Origin of the sequence: Micromonospora sp. NPDC048835 (assembly GCF_040649995.1) — a bacterium.
Lineage (GTDB): Bacteria > Actinomycetota > Actinomycetes > Mycobacteriales > Micromonosporaceae > Micromonospora.
The window spans coordinates 47,649-69,570 of record NZ_JBEZGM010000017.1 but is presented as its reverse complement, the minus strand read 5'-3'; the positions used below and the strand labels follow the sequence as shown (position 1 = coordinate 69,570).

General features: G+C 72.7%; 18 protein-coding genes. 7 read left to right on the top strand and 11 right to left on the bottom strand.

The window, feature by feature from the left end; translation table 11 throughout:
- Positions 1 to 16: 16 nt before the first annotated feature.
- From AB0C15_RS20990 to AB0C15_RS20960, 7 genes are all read right to left on the bottom strand, one after another.
- Positions 17 to 1,618, bottom strand: a complete 1,602-nt coding sequence (locus tag AB0C15_RS20990) for a carboxyl transferase domain-containing protein (protein ID WP_357354331.1) — start codon at positions 1,616 to 1,618, stop codon at positions 17 to 19.
- A 55-nt stretch (positions 1,619 to 1,673) separates the two neighbouring features.
- On the bottom strand, positions 1,674 to 2,870 hold the full coding sequence (locus AB0C15_RS20985; RefSeq protein ID WP_357354329.1) for an acyl-CoA dehydrogenase family protein: 1,197 nt from the start codon (positions 2,868 to 2,870) through the stop codon (positions 1,674 to 1,676).
- Positions 2,867 to 4,531 (bottom strand): acyclic terpene utilization AtuA family protein, encoded by a 1,665-nt coding sequence (locus AB0C15_RS20980; protein ID WP_357354327.1) that lies wholly within the window; start codon positions 4,529 to 4,531, stop codon positions 2,867 to 2,869. The genes AB0C15_RS20985 and AB0C15_RS20980 overlap by 4 nt, the downstream gene beginning before the upstream one ends.
- Positions 4,528 to 5,325, bottom strand: coding sequence for a TIGR03084 family metal-binding protein (locus tag AB0C15_RS20975; protein WP_357354325.1), 798 nt, complete (start codon positions 5,323 to 5,325; stop codon positions 4,528 to 4,530). The genes AB0C15_RS20980 and AB0C15_RS20975 overlap by 4 nt, the downstream gene beginning before the upstream one ends.
- A 37-nt stretch (positions 5,326 to 5,362) precedes the next feature.
- Positions 5,363 to 5,968 carry a TetR/AcrR family transcriptional regulator gene (locus AB0C15_RS20970; RefSeq protein ID WP_357354324.1) on the bottom strand — a complete coding sequence of 202 codons (606 nt, stop codon included), beginning with the start codon at positions 5,966 to 5,968 and terminating at the stop codon, positions 5,363 to 5,365.
- A 395-nt stretch (positions 5,969 to 6,363) separates the two neighbouring features.
- The gene (locus AB0C15_RS20965; RefSeq protein ID WP_357354322.1) at positions 6,364 to 7,107 is read right to left on the bottom strand and encodes a metallophosphoesterase family protein; all 744 of its coding nucleotides are present in this window, start codon (positions 7,105 to 7,107) and stop codon (positions 6,364 to 6,366) included.
- Between the two features lie 114 nt (positions 7,108 to 7,221).
- On the bottom strand, positions 7,222 to 7,899 hold the full coding sequence (locus tag AB0C15_RS20960) for a Crp/Fnr family transcriptional regulator (protein WP_007466162.1): 678 nt from the start codon (positions 7,897 to 7,899) through the stop codon (positions 7,222 to 7,224).
- Between the two features lie 144 nt (positions 7,900 to 8,043).
- Between AB0C15_RS20960 and AB0C15_RS20955 the strand changes: the two genes are divergently transcribed.
- From AB0C15_RS20955 to AB0C15_RS20930, 6 genes are all read left to right on the top strand, one after another.
- Positions 8,044 to 8,751 carry an adenosylcobinamide amidohydrolase gene (locus AB0C15_RS20955; RefSeq protein ID WP_357354320.1) on the top strand — a complete coding sequence of 236 codons (708 nt, stop codon included), beginning with the start codon at positions 8,044 to 8,046 and terminating at the stop codon, positions 8,749 to 8,751.
- A gap of 11 nt (positions 8,752 to 8,762) precedes the next feature.
- Entirely contained in the window at positions 8,763 to 9,935 is a 1,173-nt protein-coding gene (locus AB0C15_RS20950; RefSeq protein WP_357354318.1) for a CapA family protein, read from the top strand.
- Between the two features lie 41 nt (positions 9,936 to 9,976).
- The gene (nth, locus tag AB0C15_RS20945) at positions 9,977 to 10,765 is read left to right on the top strand and encodes an endonuclease III (protein ID WP_357354316.1); all 789 of its coding nucleotides are present in this window, start codon (positions 9,977 to 9,979) and stop codon (positions 10,763 to 10,765) included.
- Entirely contained in the window at positions 10,762 to 11,463 is a 702-nt protein-coding gene (locus AB0C15_RS20940) for a redoxin domain-containing protein (protein ID WP_357354314.1), read from the top strand. Before nth ends, AB0C15_RS20940 begins: the two co-directional genes overlap by 4 nt.
- The gene (locus AB0C15_RS20935; protein WP_357354312.1) at positions 11,460 to 12,152 is read left to right on the top strand and encodes a CoA pyrophosphatase; all 693 of its coding nucleotides are present in this window, start codon (positions 11,460 to 11,462) and stop codon (positions 12,150 to 12,152) included. Before AB0C15_RS20940 ends, AB0C15_RS20935 begins: the two co-directional genes overlap by 4 nt.
- A 63-nt stretch (positions 12,153 to 12,215) precedes the next feature.
- Positions 12,216 to 13,394 carry a MarP family serine protease gene (locus tag AB0C15_RS20930; protein ID WP_357354310.1) on the top strand — a complete coding sequence of 393 codons (1,179 nt, stop codon included), beginning with the start codon at positions 12,216 to 12,218 and terminating at the stop codon, positions 13,392 to 13,394.
- A gap of 19 nt (positions 13,395 to 13,413) precedes the next feature.
- On the opposite strand, the gene AB0C15_RS20925 is transcribed toward AB0C15_RS20930, so the two are convergent.
- From AB0C15_RS20925 to eccCa, 4 genes are all read right to left on the bottom strand, one after another.
- Entirely contained in the window at positions 13,414 to 14,121 is a 708-nt protein-coding gene (locus AB0C15_RS20925; RefSeq protein ID WP_357354308.1) for a phosphatase PAP2 family protein, read from the bottom strand.
- A 37-nt stretch (positions 14,122 to 14,158) separates the two neighbouring features.
- Positions 14,159 to 14,950 (bottom strand): phosphatase PAP2 family protein, encoded by a 792-nt coding sequence (locus AB0C15_RS20920; protein ID WP_357354306.1) that lies wholly within the window; start codon positions 14,948 to 14,950, stop codon positions 14,159 to 14,161.
- A gap of 52 nt (positions 14,951 to 15,002) precedes the next feature.
- Entirely contained in the window at positions 15,003 to 16,343 is a 1,341-nt protein-coding gene (mycP, locus tag AB0C15_RS20915) for a type VII secretion-associated serine protease mycosin (protein WP_357354304.1), read from the bottom strand.
- A gap of 74 nt (positions 16,344 to 16,417) precedes the next feature.
- Positions 16,418 to 20,398 (bottom strand): type VII secretion protein EccCa, encoded by a 3,981-nt coding sequence (gene eccCa / locus AB0C15_RS20910; protein ID WP_357354302.1) that lies wholly within the window; start codon positions 20,396 to 20,398, stop codon positions 16,418 to 16,420.
- A gap of 101 nt (positions 20,399 to 20,499) precedes the next feature.
- On the opposite strand from eccCa, the gene eccD reads away from it, so the two are divergent.
- On the top strand, positions 20,500 to 21,903 hold the full coding sequence (gene eccD / locus AB0C15_RS20905; RefSeq protein ID WP_357354300.1) for a type VII secretion integral membrane protein EccD: 1,404 nt from the start codon (positions 20,500 to 20,502) through the stop codon (positions 21,901 to 21,903).
- Positions 21,904 to 21,922 lie beyond the last annotated feature (19 nt).

The window sequence follows — 21,922 nt, the reverse complement described above, 5'->3', positions numbered from 1 at the left end:
GCTCCCTGAGCCTTTCCTACATTCGGAAGACGCCGAAGCCTTCGGCGCCCTTCACCGGTCCGTTGTGGATCGCCGAGAGGCACAGCCCGAGGACGGTCCTGGTGTCCCGGGGGTCGATCACCCCGTCGTCGTAGAGCCGGCCGGAGAGGAAGAGCGCGCCGGACTGCGACTCGATCTGCTGTTCGACCATCATCCGCATCGCCGCGTCGGACTCCTCGTCGTAGTCGCGCCCCCGGGCGGCGGCCGCCTGCCTGGCCACGATCGACAGCACCCCGGCGAGCTGCGCCGGACCCATCACCGCCGACTTCGCGTTCGGCCAGGTGAACAGGAACCTCGGCTCGTACGCCCGGCCACACATGCCGTAGTTGCCCGCCCCGTAGGAGGCGCCCAGGTTCACCGTCAGGTGTGGCACCGTCGAGTTCGACACCGCGTTGATCATCAGGGCGCCGTGCTTGATGATGCCGCGTTGCTCGTACTCGGTGCCGACCATGTAGCCGGTGGTGTTCTGCAAGAAGATCAACGGGGTGTTCGAGGCATTGGCGAGCTGGATGAACTGGGCCGCCTTCTGCGCCTCCGCGCTGAACAGCACACCCCGGGCGTTGGCGAGGACCCCCACCGGGTAACCGTGCAGCTCACCCCAGCCGGTGACCAGCGCATCCCCGTACGCCGGCTTGAACTCGTCGAAGTCGCTGCCGTCCAGGACCCGGGCCAGCACCTCCCGGGGGTCGAACGGCACCTTCAGGTCGGCGCTGGTGATGCCGAGCAACTCCTCCGGGTCGTACTTCGGCGGCTGCGGCACCGCCGTCCGCGGCGACGGGCCCTGTTTGCGCCAGTTCAACCGGCGGACGCACTGCCGGGCCAGCCGGATGCCGTCCCGCTCGTCGACGGCCAGGTAGTCGGCGAGCCCGGACGTGCCGGCGTGCATCGCCGCGCCGCCGAGTGACTCGTCGTCGGTGACCTCGCCGGTCGCCATCCTCACCAGCGGTGGACCGGCCAGATAGACCTGTGACCGGTCCCGAATCATGATCACGTGATCGGACATCCCCGGCACGTACGCGCCGCCGGCCGTCGCGTTGCCGAAGACCACGCTTACCGTGGGGATTCCGGCCGCCGAGAGCCGGGTGAGGTCTCGGAACACCCGACCCCCGGGGATGAAGATCTCCGCCTGGGTGGGCAGGTCCGCCCCGGCCGACTCGACCAGGTTGACCATGGGCAGCCGGTTGGCCAGGGCGATCTCGCCGGCCCGCCGGGTCTTCGCGAGGGACCACGGGTTGACCGCACCGCCGCGTACGGTCGGATCGTTCGCGACGATCAGGCACTCCACGCCCTCGACCACGCCGATGCCGGTGACCACGCTGGCGCCGACCGGGAAGTCCGAGCCGTACGCGGCGACCGGCGACAACTCCAGGAAAGGACTGTCGGCGTCCACCAGCAGCTCGATCCGCTCCCGGGGGAGCAGCTTCCCGCGCGCGTGGTGCCGGGACACGTACTTCTCGCCGCCCCCGGCGCGCGCCTGATCGAGCGCGGTGTCCAACTCGGCCAGCCGTTCAAGCAACGCCGTCCGGTTGGTGGCGTACCCGGGCGAGGCCGGATCGACTGCGCTGTCCAGGATCGTCACCGTGCCTCCTTGGTTCGCGACTGCGGGGCTCGCAAGATCGGCTCACTCCTCGCGCTCACAGACCCATGCCCTTCGCGATGATCTCGTTCATGATCTCGGTGGTGCCGCCGCCGATGCCGAGGATCCGCGCGTCGCGGTAGTGCCGCTCCACCTCGGCGTCGCGCAGGTAGCCGAAGCCGCCGTGCAGCTGCAACGCCTGGTCGACGACGTGGTCGCAGGCGGCCACCGCCACGTTCTTCGCCATCGCCACCTCGGTCACCACCGGCTCGCCGGCGGCAACCCGACCCGCGACCGCGTGCACGTACGACCGGGCCGCCTCCGCGCGGGTGTGCATTTCGGCCAACCGGTGCCGGACCAGCTGCCGGCTGGCCAGCGGACGCCCGAAGGTCTCCCGGTCCCGGCACCAGCGCACCGCCAGTTCGACGCAGCGCTGCGCGGTCGCGTACGCCTGCGTCGCGAGCGACAGCCGTTCCGCCGCGAAGTGCTGCATGATCGCCAGGAAGCCGGTGTTCTCCGCGCCGATCCGGTTGGCGACCGGCACGCGCACGTCCACGAAGGACAGCTCGGCGGTGTCCGAACAGTGCCAGCCCAGCTTCTCCAACCGACGTCCCACGGTGAACCCGGGTGACCCCTTGTCGATGACCAGCAGGGTGAGTTCACCGCTGCCGGGGAAGTCGGTGCAGACGGCGGTGGTGACGAAGTCGGCCCGGTGCCCACTGGTGATGTACGTCTTCGAGCCGTTCACCACGTAGTGGTCGCCGTCGCGGCGAGCGGTCGTACGGATGCCTGCCACGTCCGAACCGCCGTCCGGCTCGGTGATGGCCAGCGCGCCGATCATCGTGCCGGACAGGGTGGGTCGGACGTACCGCTCGATCAGACTGTCGTCGCCCGGGGACGACACGCCACCGAGCCGGCCGCCAAGCGACCCGCCGGTGCGGGCACCGGCCGCCGCGACCATGTGCGGCAGCGCGATCCCGTGCGTGAACAGCGCCGCCACCAACCCGGACGAGCCGCCGGAGCGAATCAGCTCCTCGGTCACGATGATCGAGTCGAGCAGGTCACCGCCGCTGCCACCCACCGATTCCGGGAAGCCGATGCCGAGCAGGCCGATCTTCGCGGCAGTCGTGTGCACTGCCCGAGGCACCTCACCGGCCCGCTCCCAGTCGCCCAGGTGGGGCAGCACCTCCCGGCTCACGAAGGCCCGGGTCAGCTCCCGCAGTTGCCGACGCTCGGGGGTGTCGACGATGGTCATGCCGCTCCCCCGTCGGGGAGGTCGACGATGCGGGCGCGCAGCAGCTCGCCGAGCGCCTTGGCCTGCGGGTCGAACCGGATGGACGCGGCCACCCCCGCGCCGAGCAGCCCCTCGACCACGAAATTGACCGCACGCAGATTCGGAAGCTCGTACCGGCGCACCGACAGCGGCGCGGTCTCCGGCAGCAGTTCGGCCAGCCGGTCGACAGTCAACCAGGTGCGCAACCATGCGTAGCCGGCGTCGGTGCGCGCCCAGACACCGAGGTTGGCGTCCCCGCCCTTGTCCCCGGAACGCGCACCGGCCACCTCACCGAGCGCGCCGCGCCGGGTCGGGCCGCCGACCGGCGCCTCACCCCCCGCGGCCGATTCGTCCGGCGGGGTCGAAGCGGTACGGATCGGCGGGGCGACCGGCACCCGCTCACCGCCGGGCAGCACCGCGACGTGCGCCACCGCGTCCTGCGGCACCGCATCGGCGGTGAAGACGCCGTAGGGTGTCGCGTCCCCGGGCAGGGTGGTCAACGTGCAGCCCGGGTACGAGGCCAGGGCCAACTCCACCGCGGCGGCCGAGAAAGCCCGCCCGGCCCGCGCCTTGTCACCGTCGCGCAGGTGTACGTGCAGCAGCGCACTCGCCGCCTCGGTGTCGGAGGCGTCCGGGTGGTCGGTCCGAGCGAGGGTGAACTCCAACCCGTCCTTGCCGACCGTCTCCTCGATCTGCCCTCGAACCAGCGCCGCCTTCGCCTCGATGTCCAGTCCGCAGAGTACGAACGTCATCGAGTTGCGGAAGCCACCGAGGTTGTTGACGCCCACCTTGAGCGTGGGTGGTGGCGGTGTGCCCCGTACACCGGAGATCCGGACCCGGTCCGGCCCGTCGGCGTGCAGTGCCACCGTGTCGAGTGCAGTGACCACGTCCGGCCCGAGGTACGACGGCCCGCCGACCTCGTAGAGGAGTTGGGCGGTGACGGTCTCCACGGTGACCGCGCCGCCGGTGCCGGGATGCTTGGTGAGCACGGATGAACCGTCGGGGTGCACCTCGACGATCGGGAAGCCGGGCCGATGCCCCCCGTCGGGCAGCTCGGTGAAGAAGCTGAAGTTGCCCCCGGTGACCTGTGCGCCGCACTCGACGAGGTGCCCCGCGACGGTGGCTCCGGCCAGCTCGTCGAGGTCGTCGCGGCCCCACCCGTACCTGGCGATGGCCGGGCCGACCACAAGCGACGCGTCGGTGACCCGGCCGGTGACCACCACGTCCGCACCGGCGTCGAGGCAGGCGGCGATCCCGAACGCGCCGAGGTACGCGTTGGCGCTCAGCGCGTCCGGCCGCCGGATCGTGTCGCCCTCGACGTACCCGACCCGGGCCACCAGGCCGAGCCGGTCGGCGAGCTGTTCGATGGCGGCGGCCAGGCCGGCCGGGTTCAACCCGCCGGCGTTCGTCACGATCCGCACCCCGCGGTCGAGGGCGGTGCCGAGGCAGGTCTCCAGTTGCCGCAGGAACGTCTTCGCGTAGCCCAGGCCGGGGTCGCGCAGGCGGTCCCGGGCGAGGATCAGCATCGTCAACTCGGCCAGGTAGTCGCCGGTCAGCACGTCCAGCTCACCACCGTCGAGCATCTCCCGCCAGGCGGTGAACCGGTCGCCGTAGAAGCCTGAGGCATTGCCGATGCGGATCATGCCCGTACCCCGTTCCCGCTGGCCGGCTTCCGGCCGTCACCCGGCGGCCCGGCGAAGGCCTGCGCCACGTCGAGCCACTCGTCGGCCACCGGACCGGTGGCGACCAGAGCGAGGTCCGCGCGGTGCCGGCGCTGGGTGACAAGCAGGCAGAAGTCCCGAGCCGGGCCGGTGAGCCGGTCGGCGGCGTCCGCCGGGCCCCAGCTCCACGTGTCGCCTCCGGGCCCGACCAGCTCCACCCGGACCGGCGCCGTCGGTGCCTCCCGGCCGTGCGCGGCGAAGCCGTGCCCGAGGGTACGCACGCCCAGGTGCGCCACGTGCCGAAGTCGGTCGCTGTCGGGGCGGACCACGGCGAGGGCGTCGGCCACGTCGGTACCGTGCGCCCAGGTCTCCATGAGCCGGGCGGTGACCATCGAGGTGGCCGACATCCGGGTGCCGTACCAGGGCACCTTCCCGCCGGGCGGAACGGCGGCCAGTGCGTCGGCGAGCGCGGTACGGCCGGCCCGCCAACGGGCCAGCAGGTCGGCCGGCGGGGCGAGGAACTCCTCGGTGCCGACGTCGACGAGCCGGGTCACGTCCGGTGCGGAGGTCACCGTCGCGTAGAACGCCTCGGGATCGGTCGCCGCCAACAGCGCGACGTGGTCGGTCCAGGCGAGGTGGGCGATCTGATGCCCGATGCTCCAGCCCGGTGCGGGGGTCGGCCTCGCCCAGTCGGCTGCGGGCAACGGCGCCACCAGGGCGTCCAACTGGGCGGACTCGTCGGCAAGGTCCACGAGCAGGTCGCTGAGGTCGACCATGGTGCCTCCGGTCGGTGGTGGCCGGTGCGGCCGGCGGTCAGGGCGTGAGCAGGGTGGCGAGCTGGCGCTTCCAGGTGGTCAGAAGGGCGGCACGGCGGGCCGAGTCGTCGCTGAGCAGGTTGGCCACCCCGAGTCCGCGGAGCAGATCGAGCGTGGCCTGCACGGCTTCGCGAACACCGGGTCGACGCTCGTCGACACCGAGCAGGGCGACGGTGAGCCGGTGCATCTCCCGCCCGACCGTCGCCTCCAGCGGCACCAGGGCGTCCCGAAGCTCCCGATCGGTGCGGGCCGCGACCCAGAGCTCGAGCGCGGCCACGAACAACGGCCCGGTGAACGCCACGGCGAGCAGGTCGACGACCCGGTCCAACCGCTGCGGGCCGGCCGGAAGCGCCTCGGCCTCGGTGCGCAACTCGTTGGCCCGGCGCTCGGCCAGATGAGCCACGGCGGCCGTCACCAACGCCGCCTTCGTCGGGTAGTGGTGCAGTTGAGCCCCTCGCGAAACACCGGCCCGCGCCGCGACGACCGTGGTCGTGGTGCCGGACCAGCCGTGCTCGATCAGGCACTCGACGGTCGCCTCCAGCAGCCGGGCCTGGGTGGCGCGGCTGCGTTCCTGCTGAGGTACGCGCGTCGATGCGGTGGGCACGGGGACAGCCTGCGGCCTGAGAAACAAACAGTCAAGACTGACTTTTTCCAGGGTCTCGGCAAACTGGTGCGCGTGCCCGGGGTCTGGCCAGCCCGGCCCGCTTCTCTAGCCCGGCCCGCTTCTCTAGCCCGGCCCGCGCTTGCTGACCCGATGCGCGCGCCCCACCCTGATCCCCCAATACTGGCTCAGCCTCCCTATGGAGCTGATGTCGTAAACGAATCAACCGTCGGTCTGGGCCGTCGACGTCGTCCGCCCACCGGATGTGCTGATGTCGCAAACGATTCAGCTCCAAAGGGGCCAAGACTGTCATCCAAGGGCGGTCCACCCCGTCTGTCACCCCTTGGCCGCGCCACTTGAGCCGGCCGTCCGCAGGCCGTTGCCAAGCAGAAGCTCGATCAGCGGCCGTCGCGGGGGCCGAAGACGGCCAGTGCGTCAGCATCGCTGTGCTGGGAGCGGAGGTACTCGTCGGCCCAGGCGGTGGCGTCGGGGAAGGTCGACTCCGCCGCCACCCGGGCGCAGGCCGCGTCCACGTCGAAGGCAGTGCGGCGCAGTTGTACGCCCGGCCCGAGCAGCGCCCACCACGCACCGGCGCCCCCGTACGGCATGCCGATGCTGCCCGGGTTGACCACCAGGCGTCGGTCGACCAACCGGGTGAACGGCATGTGCGTGTGGCCGCAGACGACTGTGGAGACCTCGGCGGGTAGACCGTCGAACACCTCCACCCAGCGTGCCATCCGGGAGTCGACGAGCACGACCTCTTCGTCATCGCGGGGCGTCGCGTGGCAGAACAGGGTCGGCCCGAGGCCGGCGATCTCCAGCGTCACCGTCGCCGGCAGTGCGGCGAGCCGGGCCAACTGGTCGTCACGTAGCTGCCCAGCGGCCCAGTTCGACACCTCGATCGAGGCTGGCCGGCCGGCTCGGGCCTGGACCAGCTCGCGTTCGCAGTTGCCGCCTACCCAGCACACCCGATCGCCCAGGTCGGCGAGTACGTCCAGCACCTCGACCGGTTGCGGGCCTGCGGCGATGTCGCCGGTGAGCACGATCAGATCGGCGGCGGCCACGTCCGGCTCGGCCAGCACGGCCTCCAGCGCCGGCAGGACACCATGGATGTCGGAGAGCACGGCAACGCTGTTCAGCATGGCCCCACCCTCACCGCCGGCACCGCCGTAAGGCCAGCGATTCTGCGTCAGGCAGACGAACGACACCGTCCCCGCCCATCGTCGGTGACGGCAGGCGGGGACGGTGGGTGCCGCTCAGACGCGGGCGCGACGGGCCAGACGCTCCGGGTCCAGGATGATGATGCTCTTGCCGTCCAGCCGCAACCAGCCACGCGAGGCGAAGTCGGCGAGCGCCTTGTTGACGGTCTCCCGGGAGGCGCCGACGAGCTGGGCGATCTCCTCCTGGGTGAGGTCGTGGGTCACCCGCAGGACACCGCCGTCGCGGGTGCCGAAGCGGCCCGCCATCTGGAGCAGGTTCTTGGCGACCCGGCCCGGCACGTCCGTGAAGATCAGGTCGGCGAGCGAGTCGTTGGTCCGGCGCAGCCGCCGGGCGAGCACCCGGAGCAACTGCTCGGCGATCTCCGGGCGGTTGTTCAGCCACGGCCGCAGCGCCTGCTTGCGCAGCCGCACCAGCCGGGTGTCGGTCACCGCGGTGGCGGTCGCCGTACGCGGACCCGGGTCGAAGAGCGACAGCTCGCCGACCATGTCCGACGGCCCCATCACCGCGATCAGGTTCTGCCGGCCGTCCGCAGCGCGGCGACCAACCTTGATCTTCCCGGACAGCAGGATGTAGAGGCTGTCACCGGGCTCGCCCTCATTGAAGACGATCTCGCCCTTGCGGACCTCGATCGTCTCCATCTCCTTGGCAAGCGCCTCGGCAGCTTCCGGGTCGACACCCTGGAAGATCCCGCTGCGGGCCAGTACCTCGTCCATTGCGCCACCTCCGGTTGCGCGTGCCGTCCGTCGGCCGGGGCCGCCGTCCGCTGATCCCCTCGCGCGCCGCCAAGTCTAGGCGCACATGAGCATGAATCAGAGGTCGCCCCTGGAATCTTGATCGGTGGGCGTAACCTGCCCGACGTGCTGAGCGACCCGATTCTGACCAGCCGCGCCGAGGACGGGCGGAGTGTCCCGCTGCTCGTCTGGCACGCGGACGCCCCCCTGCGGGCGGTCAGCAGTGGCCCGCTGGGCGGTGGCATCGGGGTCCGGCGGTGGGTGCTGAACGCGACCGTACCCATGTCGTACGACCGGGAGGACCCCGCGGCGCACCTGGCCTCGCTCGCCGCCGAGCTGGCCCTCGACGGGCCCGGGGTTGGTCTGCTCACCGGCGTCGACGTGACCGAGGTGGTGGCGCGGACCGACACCGGGGTGCGGGCCTGGGTGACGGTCGGGCTCGGCACGCCGGTGCCCGCGGCCGCGCCGACGCCGGCCGCGCTCGTCCACCGCGTCGGCACCGTCAACATCGTGGTGTACGTGCCGGCCCGGCTCGCCGACTCGGCGCTCGTCAACGCGGTGGCAACCGCGACCGAGGCGAAGACCCAGGCGATCACCGAGCTGGGGGTGCCCGGGACCGGCACGCCCACCGACGCGGTCACCGTGCTCTGTCCGGTGGACGGACCGGAGGCCGCCTACGGCGGGCCGCGCTCCGCCTGGGGTGCCCCGCTCGCCCGGGCGGTGCACGCGGCGGTGCTTGTCGGCGGTGCTCGGCCGGTCGTGCCGTGGTCCGAGCAGCTCACCGTCGAGAAGACCACCCGATCGGCTGGCGTCGGCGCGTTTAACGACGGGTAGGGTCGCGGGCGATGTATGCTCCCGCCCCTCTCGCGTCCCGCCCGCGCCGCCGCGTCGCCCTCGGCCTCGCCGCGCTGCTGGCTGCCCTCCTCGTGGCCGGTTGTGCCGACTCCGGCGGCGAGGCACCCGTCTGGCAGCCCGGCGCGGGAGGAGGTGGCACCGGCGCGCCGGTCTCCACGGCCGGCCCGAAGGGCAGCGGACCCGCCGGTCAGGGTGGTGCGATCTCGCTCTCCGCCACCGGCGACATCATCATGGGCAACGCCCCCAGCCGGTTGCCCGCCGCCGGCGGTAAGGGCTTCTTCAACTCGGTCACCGAGGCGCTCAAGGCCGACCTGGTGATGGGGAACCTGGAGGAGCCGCTGACCGTCGACACCGGCACGGGCAAGTGCGGGGCGAACTCCACCCGTTGCTTCCAGTTCCGCGCGCCACCGGAGTACGCCGGGCACCTGCGGGACGCCGGCTTCGACGTGCTCAACCAGGCCAACAACCACGGCTACGACTACGGGCCCAAGGGCTACGAGAACACCCAGAAGGCACTGAAGAAGTACGACCTGGAGCACACCGGAGCGCCGAACGAGATCACCGTGGTCGACGTCAAGGGCGTCAAGGTCGCGATTGCCGGCTTCTCGTCGTACGTCTGGTCGAACAGTCTCGTCGACATCGCCAAGGCGAAGGCGGTGGTCGCCAAGGCCGCCACCATGGCCGATCTGGTCGTCGTGCAGGTGCACATGGGCGGTGAGGGCGCCGACAAGACCCGGGTGAAGCCGGGCACCGAGATGTTCCTGGGTGAGAACCGGGGTGACCCGGTGAAGTTCTCGCACGCCATGATCGACGCCGGCGCCGACCTGATCGTCGGGCACGGCCCGCACGTGCTGCGCGGGATGGAGTTCTACCAGGGGCGTCTGATCGCGTACAGCCTCGGCAACTTCGCCGGCGGTGGCAACTCGCTGAGCAACGCGGGTCGACTCGGCTGGGGCGGCGTGCTGAAGGTGTCGCTCAAGCCGGACGGCACCTGGGCCGGTGGCACGTTCACCTCGACGTACATGAACTCGGCAGGCAAGCCGACGATGGACGAGGACGACCGGGGCCTCGGCCTGGTCACCGAGTTGAGCCGCTCCGACTTCCCGAAGGGCGGCGCCCGTCTGGACGGACAGGGCAAGATCTCGCCGCCGACCGGCGGCTGACCCGAGCAAGGTCGTCCGGGGTGCGACGTAGGCTGACCGTCGTGACCAGTAGCCCTCCCGGTGCCAGCGAGACCGACCTCGGGCGTAAACGTCGTGCCCGCAAGATCGGCCGGGTGCTTGCCGAGACCCACCCCGATGCGCATTGTGAGCTGGACCACTCCAACGCCCTGGAGTTGGCCGTCGCCACGATCCTGTCCGCCCAGTGCACGGACAAGAAGGTCAACGAGGTCACCCCGAAGCTCTTCGCCCGCTACCCGAGCGCTGCCGCGTACGCCGCCGCCGACCGGGGCGAGATGGAGGAGCTGATCCGGCCCACCGGCTTCTACCGCAACAAGACCGACTCGCTGCTCAAGCTCGGTCAGGCGCTTCTCGACCGATACGACGGCAGGGTCCCGGGCCGGCTCGCGGATCTGGTGACGCTCCCCGGCATCGGCCGCAAGACCGCGAACGTGATCCTCGGCAACGCCTTCGACGTCCCGGGCATCACCGTCGACACGCACTTTCAGCGGCTGGTCCAGCGCTGGCGGCTGACCGCCGAGACCGACCCGGTCAAGATCGAGCACGCGATCGGCGCGCTGTACGACAAGCGCGACTGGACCATGCTCTCGCACCGGATCATCTTCCACGGGCGACGGGTCTGCCACGCCCGAAAGCCGGCCTGCGGCGCGTGCACCCTCGCGAAGCTCTGCCCCTCCTACGGCAGCGGCCCGACCGAGCCGGCCGCCGCCGCGAAGCTGCTCAAGGGCCCTCGGGCGCGCGACCTCGCGGTTGCCGCCGGGGTCGATCCGGATCTGGTGCCCGCGGTGGCGGTCGCTGCGGAGGTGCCGTGAAGCGCCGCCTCACGCTTGTCGTCCTGCCGCTGCTGCTGGCCGCCGCCGGCTGCACCAGCAGCCCGGCCGACGACGGACCGGCCCCCCGGCCGGTCGCCGCCGAGCGCCCGTCGCCGTTCCGCGACTGCACCACGCTGAGCGCGCCGCCCACGCCCACGTCCGCGTCGCCCGGCGGCACGCCCACACCCGCGTCGCCCGGCTCCGGCACGGCGACGCCGGCATCGCCCGGCTCCGGCACGTCGTCTTCCGACCCGACGGCCCGCGCTGCCGACGGGCCGGCGCTGCCGGAGCTGTCGCTGTCCTGCTTCACCGGCGGTGCCCCCGTCGAACTACGCGCGATAGCGGGGCCGGCGGTCATCAACCTGTGGGCCTCCTGGTGCCCGCCGTGTCGCAAGGAGCTGCCCGCCTTCCAGCGTCTGAGCGAGCGGACGGCCGGTCAGCTCCACGTCGTCGGGGTCAACAGCCGGGACAGCCGCAGTGGCGCCCAGTCCATCGGTGAGGACTTCGGCGTCCGGTTCCCGATGCTCGTCGACCAGGGTGAGGCGCTGCAGCGCGAGCTGAGGCGCAACGCCATTCCGCTGACCCTCTTCGTCGACGCCGGCGGTCAGGTCCGGCACGTCGACGCCAGCGGCGCTCTCGACGACGCCACGCTCGCCAAGCTGGTCCGCCAGCACCTCGGCCTGGCGGTGCCGGCGTGACCGTTCGGCCACCCGAGTGGATCGAGCCGTTGCTGACCCGGCTGGGCACCGCCCGCGCCGAGGACTTCACCCGGCTGACCACCCCGGCCGAGGGTGGCCGGGAGAGCGCGGTGCTGGTGCTGCTCGGCGAACAGCCCGGTCTGGGCCCGGACGTGCTGGTCCTGCAACGCGCTGCCACCCTGCGCAACCACGCCGGCCAACCGGCCTTTCCCGGTGGCGCGGCCGACCCGGAGGACGTCGACGTCCGTGCCACCGCCCTGCGGGAGGCGAACGAGGAGGTGGGCCTCGACCCGGCGAGCGTGACCGTGCTGGCCGAGCTGCCGAAGCTGTGGATTCCGGTAAGCGACTTCGTGGTCACGCCGGTGCTGGCCTGGTGGCACGACCCGCACCCGGTGCACCCACGGGAGCCGGCCGAGGTGGCCCACGTCGCCCGCCTGCCGGTAAGCGAACTCGTCGACCCGGTCAACCGGCTGCAGGTCCGCCACCCCAGCGGCTGGATCGGGCCGGCGTTCTCGGCGCGCGGAATGCTCGTCTGGGGTTTCACCGCCGGGGTGCTCGCCACCCTGCTCGAAATGGGCGGCTGGGCCCGTCCGTGGTCGCGCAGCCGGGTGGTGGAGCTTCCGCCGACCGGGGCGACGCCGGCCCCGTCCGCCGGCACCGACGAGGCTGACGAGAACGCCCTACGCTGACCGCGCGGTCACCTTCCGCAAGCGATGGTCATCCGGCGGGCACACTGCCCGTACGCTTGACCCGTGTCCGTCGTGGATCTCGTCCTGCTCATGCTCATGCTCGTGTTCGCGATCAGCGGATACCGCCAGGGTTTCGTCATCGGCGTCACGTCGTTGTCCGGCTTCTTCCTCGGTCTGCTGCTGGGGCTCCAGCTCGGGCCGATGTTCGCCAGACAGTTCGTGGACGCCGGCACCCGCGTGTTGATCTCGCTGGTGGCCATCTTCGGGCTGGCGGTGGTCGGGCAGGCACTCGCCGGCTGGCTCGGCTCGCACCTGCGCAAGACGATCACCAGCGACGTGGGCAAGCGGGCCGACGACGTCGGCGGGGCGTTCGTCTCGCTGTTCGCGGTGCTCCTTCTTGCCTGGCTGGTCGCTGTGCCGCTCGGCTCGTCCTCGGTGCCCTGGCTCGCCGCGTCGGTCCGCAACAGCGCGTTGATCACGGTGGTCAACCAGATCCTGCCGGAGCGGGCCCATCAGTTGTCCACGGCGTTGGAGGACACCGTCGACACCGACGGGTTCCCGGACGTCTTCGGCGACCTCGCGCCCACCCGGGCCCGGCAGGTCGACCCGCCGGATCCGGCCCTGGCCGGCTCGCAGGTGGTGGTCAGTGGCAAGCAGTCGGTCGTCAAGGTGCTCGGCTCCGCGCCGAGTTGCTCACGCCGGATCGAGGGTTCCGGCTTCGTGTACGCGGACGACCGGGTGATGACCAACGCGCACGTCGTGGCCGGCACCCGGTCGGTCGCCGTGGAGTTGGGCGGCGAGCGCTACGACGCCAAGGTGGTGGTCTACGACCCGAACCGGGATCTGGCGGTGCTGCTCGTGCCCGGGCTGCCCGGCCCGTCCCTGCGGTTCGCCGCAGGCAACGCGGGTAGCGGCTCCGACGCCATCGTGCTCGGCTTCCCGCTCGACGGCCCCTACAACGCGCAGTCGGCGCGGGTCCGGGACGTCGACCGGATCAATGGCCCGGACATCTACGCCTCCGCCAAGGTGACCCGGGAGGTCTACACGATTCGGGCGCTGGTCCGCAGCGGCAACTCGGGCGGTCCGCTGCTCTCCGCCAACGGTCTGGTGCTCGGCGTGATCTTCGCGGCGGCGTCCGACGACCCGAACATCGGCTTCGCGGTGACGGCGGCCGAGGCCCGCCCGGTGGCGTTGGCCGGGGCTGAACGCAACCGGCAGGTCGGCACCGGCGAGTGCACCTGAGCGGCGCCGCGGGGTCAGCTCAGCTCTGGGCCGGCAGGGTGGGACGCCCGACGGTCGGCAGCTTCGCGCGCCCCCACCGCAGTCCTCGGTCCAGCACGGCACGAGCCATGATCGCGACGCAGGTGCCTCCGTTGATGAAGGACGCGACCACGTCGCTCGGGTGGTGCATCCCCCGGTACATCCGGGTCAGGGCCACCCCGAGCGGCACCATCAGCAGCAGCGTCCACCAGGCGACCTTTGCCCCGGTGCTCCGTGCGCGCAGCGCCATCAGCACGGCGATGCCCACGTAGAGCGCCACCGCCGCCGAGGTGTGCCCGGACGGGAAGCTCGACGTGGGCGGCGAGACGTCCATGTGCTCCACGGCCGGTCGCCGCCGGTCGATCGCCATCGTGGTCAGCAGGAAGACCAGCGCCTGAGCGGTCACCGCCGCGCACAGGAACAGCGGTTCCCGCCAGCGCTTCAGCCAGAGCCGTAGCGCCAGGGCCACCAGCACGGTGACCACGACGATCATCTGGGTGCTGGCCAGTGTGCTGAACACCAGCGAGACGTTGTTCCACCCACCGGTGCGGTCGGCGGCCAGTTCCCGGTTCACCGTGTCCTCCACGGTGAACGGCCAGATGCTGGCGAACACCCGGGTGACAAGCACCCCGAGCAGCACCATGAGCCCCAACAGGAGGGACACCGGCAGCAGCACCCGCCGGACGATCTGGACCGCGGTCTCGGACATGGGTCGGCCAGTACCCTGCCGGCCGCGTCGTCACTCCTCAGGCGGCACCCGGATGCCGCTCGACCTCGGGAGCGACGCCGTCACGGGTCGGCCGGACCGGCCGGAGACCGGTGTCTGCCCGCCAACTGGTGAACGCGGCGGTGGTGGCCGCGACCACCGCCACCCCGAGCAGCCAGCCGCCCACGACATCGCTTGTGAAGTGCACGCCGAGCGCCACCCTGCTCAGCCCGGTCACCACGGTGAGCAGCACCAACGAGACCCAGAGCGCGGCCCGCGCCGCCCCCCGCCCGGCGTACGGGAGGAGCACCAGCAGCAGCACCCCGGCGGTCAGGGTGGCGTTCAGCGCGTGCCCGGAGGGGAACGAGTAACCGGCGGCCCGGGCCACCGGGTCCAGCAGTTCCGGCCGGTCCCGGCCGACAAGCAGCTTGAGCAGCGGACCGACCAGGCCGCCGACGACCATCGTGGTGGCCGCCCAGAGCGCCAGCCGGCGGGCTCCCCGGCGCAGCAGCCAGACCACCAGGAGCAGGGTGACGGCGCGCAGCGGCATCGGTGCGAACACCTCGCTCCAGACCCGCATCAGCGCGACCCAGGCCGGGTGCTCCTGTGCATAGCCGTGCAGCGCGTCGGTGACCGTCGTGTCCAGCCGGTGCAGCGGTGCCCAGGCACCGAGCACCAGCAGTGTGAGCAGCGCAAACGGCACCAGCACCAGGAACGCCGCCGCTGCGGCCAGGGTGAGCCGTAGGCCCAGCGCGTGATCCGGGTCGAATCGGCGGTGCCGCCAGGACGGCTTGCCGGCGGGGACGAGGGTGGGCGGCCGGTGCGTACTCATGGGTCCGTTCTACCCGGCCGGGCGGTCGATCAGGCCTGCCGGCCGCTCGTGGTCAACGGGGCCGCTGGCGGAGCCGGCGGACCATCAGGGCCGCACCGCCGAGCAGCGCGACGAGGAGCACGACCCTGATCCACAGTTGCTCCGGCGCGGACGTGTCCTGGCCGCCGGCAGCCCGAGCCGTCCACCGGCTCTGCTGACCGGACGCGGCGAGACCGAGTGGGTCGCTACCGGCACCGGCCACCGGATCGTCGTCGACCGAGCCGGGCGCCGGACCGAAACCGCTCACCCCCGGCGACGTCTGGTCGTCGAGCGGGTTGACCGTCACCGGCGGCACCTGAGCGGTCAACGCGGCCACCGGGTCGACCACCCCGTACCCGAAGCGGTCGTCCCGCCCGGTCGGGCCCAGGTCCCGGGCGGTGGCCAGCAACCGGTTGACCACCTCACCCGCGGGCATCTGCGGGTAACGGGACCGGACCAGCGCGGCGGTCGCGGCCACCAGCGGCGCGGCGAAGCTGGTGCCCTGCACCCGCCAGTACCCGCCGGGGGGCTTGGCCCCGACCAGCCCGCTTGCGGGAGCGGTGAGCACCGTGGCCCGACCGGTGATCGACCCGGACCACAGATTGTCGCTGCCGCGTTCGAGACCGGCGACGGCGATCACCCCCGGCTCGCGGGCCGGGTACCAGACCTTGGAGTTGGTGGAGGTGGCCAGGTTGCCGGTGCAGGCGACCACGACCACGTCCCGGACGAACGCGTAGTCGAGGGCGGCGGCCAGGGCCGGGCTGTCGCCGCTGCCGCCGAGCGACAGGTTGATGACGCGGGCGCCGTTGTCGACAGCCCAGCGCACCCCCTGGGCGACGATCAGGGCGTCGTCGTAACGGTTCTCCTCGTCCAGCACGCGGACCGGCAGGATCCGGGCGTCCGGTGCCAGGCCGACCACACCCCGCTTGTCGTCGCTGCGCCCGGCGATGAGGCCGGCGACGGTGGTGCCGTGGCCCACCGGATCGGGGCCCGGGGCGCCGCCGTTGGCCACCAGATCCTTGCCGGGCAGCACCTGGCCGACGAGGTCGGGGTGGTTGCCGTCCACCCCCGAGTCGACGACCGCGACGGTCACGCCCCGGCCGGTCGAGCTTCGCCACGCCGTCTCGGCCTGCAACTCGTCAAGTTGCCACTGCTCATCGCGGACCTGGTCGGTGCGGGCGAAGGTGTCGCCGGGGGCGAACGCCATCGGCGCGCCGGCGAGCTGTCCGCCGTACGTGGGCGTGGCGACGGGCACGGCCGCCGCGGTCGGGGCCACGACGGCGAGCGCCGCGGCCACGCCGAGCAGCGCCCGGCCGGTCGCTCGTCGGGCCGCTGACGGACCGCCGTACCGCACCCCAGTCACATCCTCAGCCATTCATCCCGACGGAACCATGACGATCGGAGATTACCGGTTTCCCCACCCGTCACGGGAAGAACCGGCGAGTCAGGTCACTGTGGCGGTAATTGCGCCAACTGAACGAGGCGTACGCCCTCCCGCCGGGTGACCAGCCGACCACGCCCGGGCGGCAGCGGTCCGGGCCGCACCGGCCCGACCAGTGCGCCCTCCTCGGGGCTGCCCGCCATCACCAGGCCGGCGGTGGACAGCTCCCGCAGGCGCTGCACGATCGGCTCGTACTGCGCCCGGCCCGCCCCACCGGACCGGCGGGCCAGCACCAGGTGCAGCCCGATGTCCCGCGCGTGCGGCAGGTGCTCCTCGAGCGCCCGCAACGGGTTCGCCGGCCCCGCCGCCACCAGGTCGTAGTCGTCCACGAGCACGAACAGCTCCGGCCCCGACCACCAGGACCTGTCGCGTAGCTGTTGCGGGGTGACCTCCGGCCCGGGGGCCCGCCGCTCCAGGTAGCCGGCGGCCGACTCGATCAGGTCGGCGGTGTGCGCGGCCGCGGTGCCGTACCCGATCAGGTGTGGCGTCTCGATGGCGCCGAGCAGGCTGCGCCGGTAGTCGACGAGGATCACCCGGGCCTGTTCGGGGGTGAACCGGGTGATGATCGAGGTGGCCAGTGCGCGCAGGAACGACGACTTGCCGCACTCCGAGTCCCCGAAGACCACGAAGTGCGGCTCGGTGGCGAAGTCGAGCAGCACCGGGCGCAGGTCCGCCTCCGCGATGCCGATCGGCAACCGCAGCCCGGTCGCCGATGCGAGGTCCAGATCGGTGTACGGCAGCACCGGCGGGAGCAGCCGCACCCGGGGCGCCGGACGACCCGTCCACCCGTCGGCGGCTCGCTTGACCAGATCGGCGGTGTCCCCGCTGGCGGCACCGAGCTGCGGCAGCGCGGTGAGGAAGTGCAGGCCTTCCGCGGTCACCCCACGGCCGGAGCGCTCCGGAACGTTCGCGGCCGCCCGCCGGGCCACGAGCGAGTCGGACGGGTCACCGAGGCGCAGCTCCAGCCGTGAGCCGAACAGGTCCCTGATCGCCGGCCGGAAGTCCAGCCAGCGCAGCGCGGTGGCGACCACGTGCACCCCGTACGACAGGCCCCGGGTGGCCAGGTCGGTGACGAGGGGCTCCAGATCGTCGTACTCGCCGCGGATGGTGCTCCACCCGTCGATCACCAGGAACACGTCGCCGTACGGGTCGGCGCCCGGCTGACCGGCCATTCCCGCCGCCCGCCGCTGCCGGTACGCGGACATCGACTCCACGCCCAACTCCGCGAAGCGGCGCTCCCGGTCGACGAGCAGGGTGGTCATCTCGCCGACGGTGCGTCGTACCGCGGTCGGGTCGGCGCGACCGGTCACCCCGCCCACGTGCGGCAGGTCCCGCAGCGCGGCCAGCCCGCCGCCGCCGAAGTCGAGGCAGTAGACCTGCACCTCGGCCGGCGTGTGGGTGAGCGCCAGCGCGCAGATCAGCGTGCGCAAAGCGGTGGACTTGCCGCTCTGCGGCGCCCCGACCACCGCGACGTGCCCGGCGGCGCCGTCCAGCGCCAGCCAGAGCAGGTCCCGGCGCTGCTCCAACGGCTTGTCCACGACCGCCATCGGCACCCCGAGTGCGCCGTGCAGCTCCGGGTTGCCCACGGTGAGCCCGCGCGTCGGGTGCACCTCGACCGGCCCGAGCAGCTCGTCCAGGGCCGGCGGCGGACCGAGCGGCGGGAGCCAGACCTGGTGCGCCGGCGGGCCCTGGCCGACCAGCCGGTCCACCAGCAGGTCGAGCAGCGTCCCGCCGCCCTCCTCCTCGGCCACCACGGGCACGACCGGGGCTGCCGGCTCGGGCACCGGCACGACGTGGGTGGTGAAGGTGAGCAGCCGCGCGCCGCCCTCGGCGGTGACGCCGCCCGGGGCGGCCCGACGCCGGACGGCACCGGAGACGTACGCGGCCTTGAAACGGGCCAGCGGGTCGGTGCCGGCGCGCAGGTAGCCGTGGCCCGGCGAGCGGGGCAGCTCGTGCGCGTCGGCCACGCCGAGCACCGTCCGGGACTCCAGCGCGGAGAAGGTGCGCAACCCGATCCGGTACGACAGGTGGGTGTCCAACCCGCGCAGCCGGCCCTCCTCGAGACGTTGGCTGGCGAGCAGCAGGTGCACGCCGAGCGACCGGCCCAGTCGACCGATCTGCACGAACAGGTCGATGAAGTCCGGCTTGGCGGAGAGCAGTTCGGAGAATTCGTCGCAGATCAGCAGCAACGACGGCAGCGGGGCCAGCGGGCTCCCGGCCGCCCGGGCCCGCTCGTAGTCGCGCACGCTCGCGAAGTTGCCGGCCCGCCGCAGCAGCTCCTGGCGGCGGACCAGCTCCCCGTTGATCGCGTCCACCATGCGGTCGACGAGCGGCAATGCGTCGGCCAGGTTGGTGATCACGGCGGCGGTGTGTGGCAGCCGGTCGAACGAGGCGAACGTGGCGCCACCCTTGAAGTCGACGAGGACGAAGTTGAGCTGCTCCGAGCTGTGCGTGGCGGCGAGCCCCAGCACCAGCGTGCGGAGCAGCTCGGACTTGCCGGAGCCGGTCGCTCCGATGAGCAGGCCGTGCGGGCCCATGCCGTCCTGGGCGGACTCCTTGAGATCCAGCTCGATGGCACCGCCGTCCGTGCCCACCCCGATCGGCACCCGCAGCCGGTCCCGGGCCGAGCGGGGCAGCCAGCCCTGTTCCGCCGTGAAGCTCTCCGGATCGCCGAGACCGAGCAGCTCGGGGAGGCCCAGGTCGGCCTGGAACGGGGCGTCCGGCCCGCGGGCCGTGCCGGCGAGCCGCAACGGCGCCAACCGTCGGGCCACCGCCTCGGCGTCGGCCAGGTCGAGCTGGTCGGCGGTGCCCACCTCGGCGTGCCCGTCGGACGACCACGAGTGCAGCCGTCGGCCGTGCAACTCCAGCAGCAGCGCGTACCGCTCCAGCAGTCGGGGCGGCGGGGTGTCCAGGTCCAGCACGGTGACCGCGTCGATGCCGCCGTCGCCGGTCAGGTCACTGGCACCGGTCAGGTCACCGCCGTCGAGCACCACCACCACGTGCGGACCGTCGGTGGCCGGGCCGGACGGGCTGAACCGGGACCGGGTGGCCAGCACGTCGGCAAGCAACGACTCCAACTCGGCAGCGGAGCTGGTGACCAGCCGTACCGGGCCGAGCGCGTCGGTGCGGCCGGGGTGGTGGGCGTGTGGGAGCCACTTCACCCACTCCCAGCAGGCGCGGCGTTCCGGCCCGGCGCAGACCGCGACGAGCAGCTCGTCGGGGGCGTGGAAGACCGCCAGCTGGATCAGCACGGCCCGGGTCAGCGCCTGGGCGGCCGGGTCGCCGGTGGGTGGTCCGCCGGTGGTCGCCGTGGTCGCCCGGCCGCGGCCGGCGGGACGCACGTGCACCCGGGCGAAGCTGCGCAGCGACAGCGCCACCGGCAGGTCCGGCACCACGGAGTACGAGTCGAGGAAGCGGCGGAGCGCGCCCGCCGTCATCGGCTCCAGCTCCTCCAGCGGACGGGTCACCGGTGGGACGAGTGGGGTGGCCAGGGTCTGCGGCCCGACGGCGACCCGCACCACGGCGAAATCCGGGTCGGCGGGGCGGCGCTCCCAGACCCGGTGGCTGTCCACGGTCGACCAGAGCCGGGCCGGATCCGGGTGCCGGTAGTAGAGCCCGGCACGTTGCTGGCCCGCGGTCCGCCGGACCCGCCGTCGCAGGGTCGCCAGGTGGCGCAGGTACTCCCTGCGGGCGGCCATCATCTCGGACTTCTTCGGGGTGCCGGAGGCGCTGCCCCAGGACGTCACGAGCATCGCCAACGAGGAGAGCCCGAACATTCCGCCCACCACGTACGAGTAGGCACCGCCGCCCCGACCGAACATCATCGCCATCGCGACCGTGCCGCCGAGCATGGGCAGCAGCATGAGCATCTGCTGCCACCGCCCGCCGGCCACCGCGGGGATCTCCGGCGGCGCCTCGACCGCCAGCTCACCGGCGGGGATCTCCGGTGCCGGTCGGCGCGGTGGGCGCTTGATGACGACTGTGGCCACTCGGCCTCCTGACTGCGCTGGGTAACCCGAGCCTGGCTCATGGTAGGTAAAGTCCTGTCGTCCGCGCAGCCTCCGATCCCCCTCGATATGGAGACCAGTCGATGACTACCGGGCTGGCACGCGTCACCATCAGCGCGCCGCAACGACGGGTGGACGTCGCCCTTCCGGAGCAGGTACCCCTGGCCGAACTGCTGCCCGACGTGCTCCGGCACGCCGGGGTGGGGTTGGCCGACGACGGCGAGCAGCACGGCGGTTGGGTGCTCCGCCGTACCGACGGGGCGTTGCTGGTGACGGCACAGGCGCTGCTGCCGCAGGGGGTCCGCGACGGCGAGGTGCTGCACCTCGTACCGGCCCGCGCGCACTGGCCCGAGTTGGAGTACGACGACGTCATCGAGGCGATCGCCGACGGTGCTCGCCGCCGTGGCGGCGCCTGGTCACCCACCGCCACCCGGACGGCCGGTCTGGCCGGTGCCGCCGTACCGCTGGCGGTCGGACTGCTCGCGCTGTTCGCCGGGGGGCCGACCCACCGCGCCGGTTGGCTGACGGCCGCCGTGGTGGCGGTGGTGCTCACCGTGGCCGGCACGGTGGCCTCCCGCGCCAACGGCGACGGCACCGCCGGCGCGACGCTCGGCGGCTACGCGCTGCCCTACGCGTTCACGGCCGGTGCCCTGGCCGTCGGCTCCGGCGACCCGGTCGGGCCGTTCGGCCCGGCGCGTTGGGTGGGCGCTGCCGAACTGCTCGCCGGCTCGGTCGCGCTGCTGCTGGTGGCGTTGATCGGTCTTCTCGGGGTGGCCAGCCGGCTGCGGGTCTTCGTGGCAGGTGGCACGGTCGGCCTGATCGGCGCGGGCGCGGCGCTCGGCGGGCTGCTGACGACCACCGCCGGTACGGCGGCGCTGCTGCTCAGCGCGCTGGTCTTCGCCGTCGGCGTGATCCCGCTGCTGGCCATCCGGCTGGGCAAGCTGCCCCTGCCGCCGGTCACCCTGCCGCCCTCGACCCCGGTGCAGGAGCCGGAGCGGGCCCGGGATCTGCCCGATCGGGGCCGGGTGTACGCGGCGGTGATCCGCACCGAGGAGATGCTCACCGGCATGCTTATCGGTCACGCCCTGCTGACGGTGGCCACCGCGGTCGTTCTCGTGGTCGCCGGTGGCACGGCCGGCCGGGTGCTGGTGGCGGTCACCTCGGCCGTGCTGCTGCTGCGCTCGCGGCTGTTCGTGGCGCTGCGACACCGGGTGCCGACGGTGCTCGCCGGGCTGGCCGGCTACGCGGCGCTGGGTGCCGTGCTTGTCGATCGGGCCGACGAGACCGGGCGGTTGGTGCTGGTCCTGGGCGGGGCGGCGCTGGCCCTGGTGGCGGTCGCCAGCGGCACCGGGTACGCCCGTCGGCCGGTCTCGCCGTACCTCGGGAGGGTCGCCGACCTCACCGACACGGCCCTGGTGGTCGCCGTGGTCCCGATCGCCTGCGCGGTGCTCGACCTGTACGACAGGGCCCGAGGGTTGCTCGGTTGAGCGACCCTCGGGCCCGGTG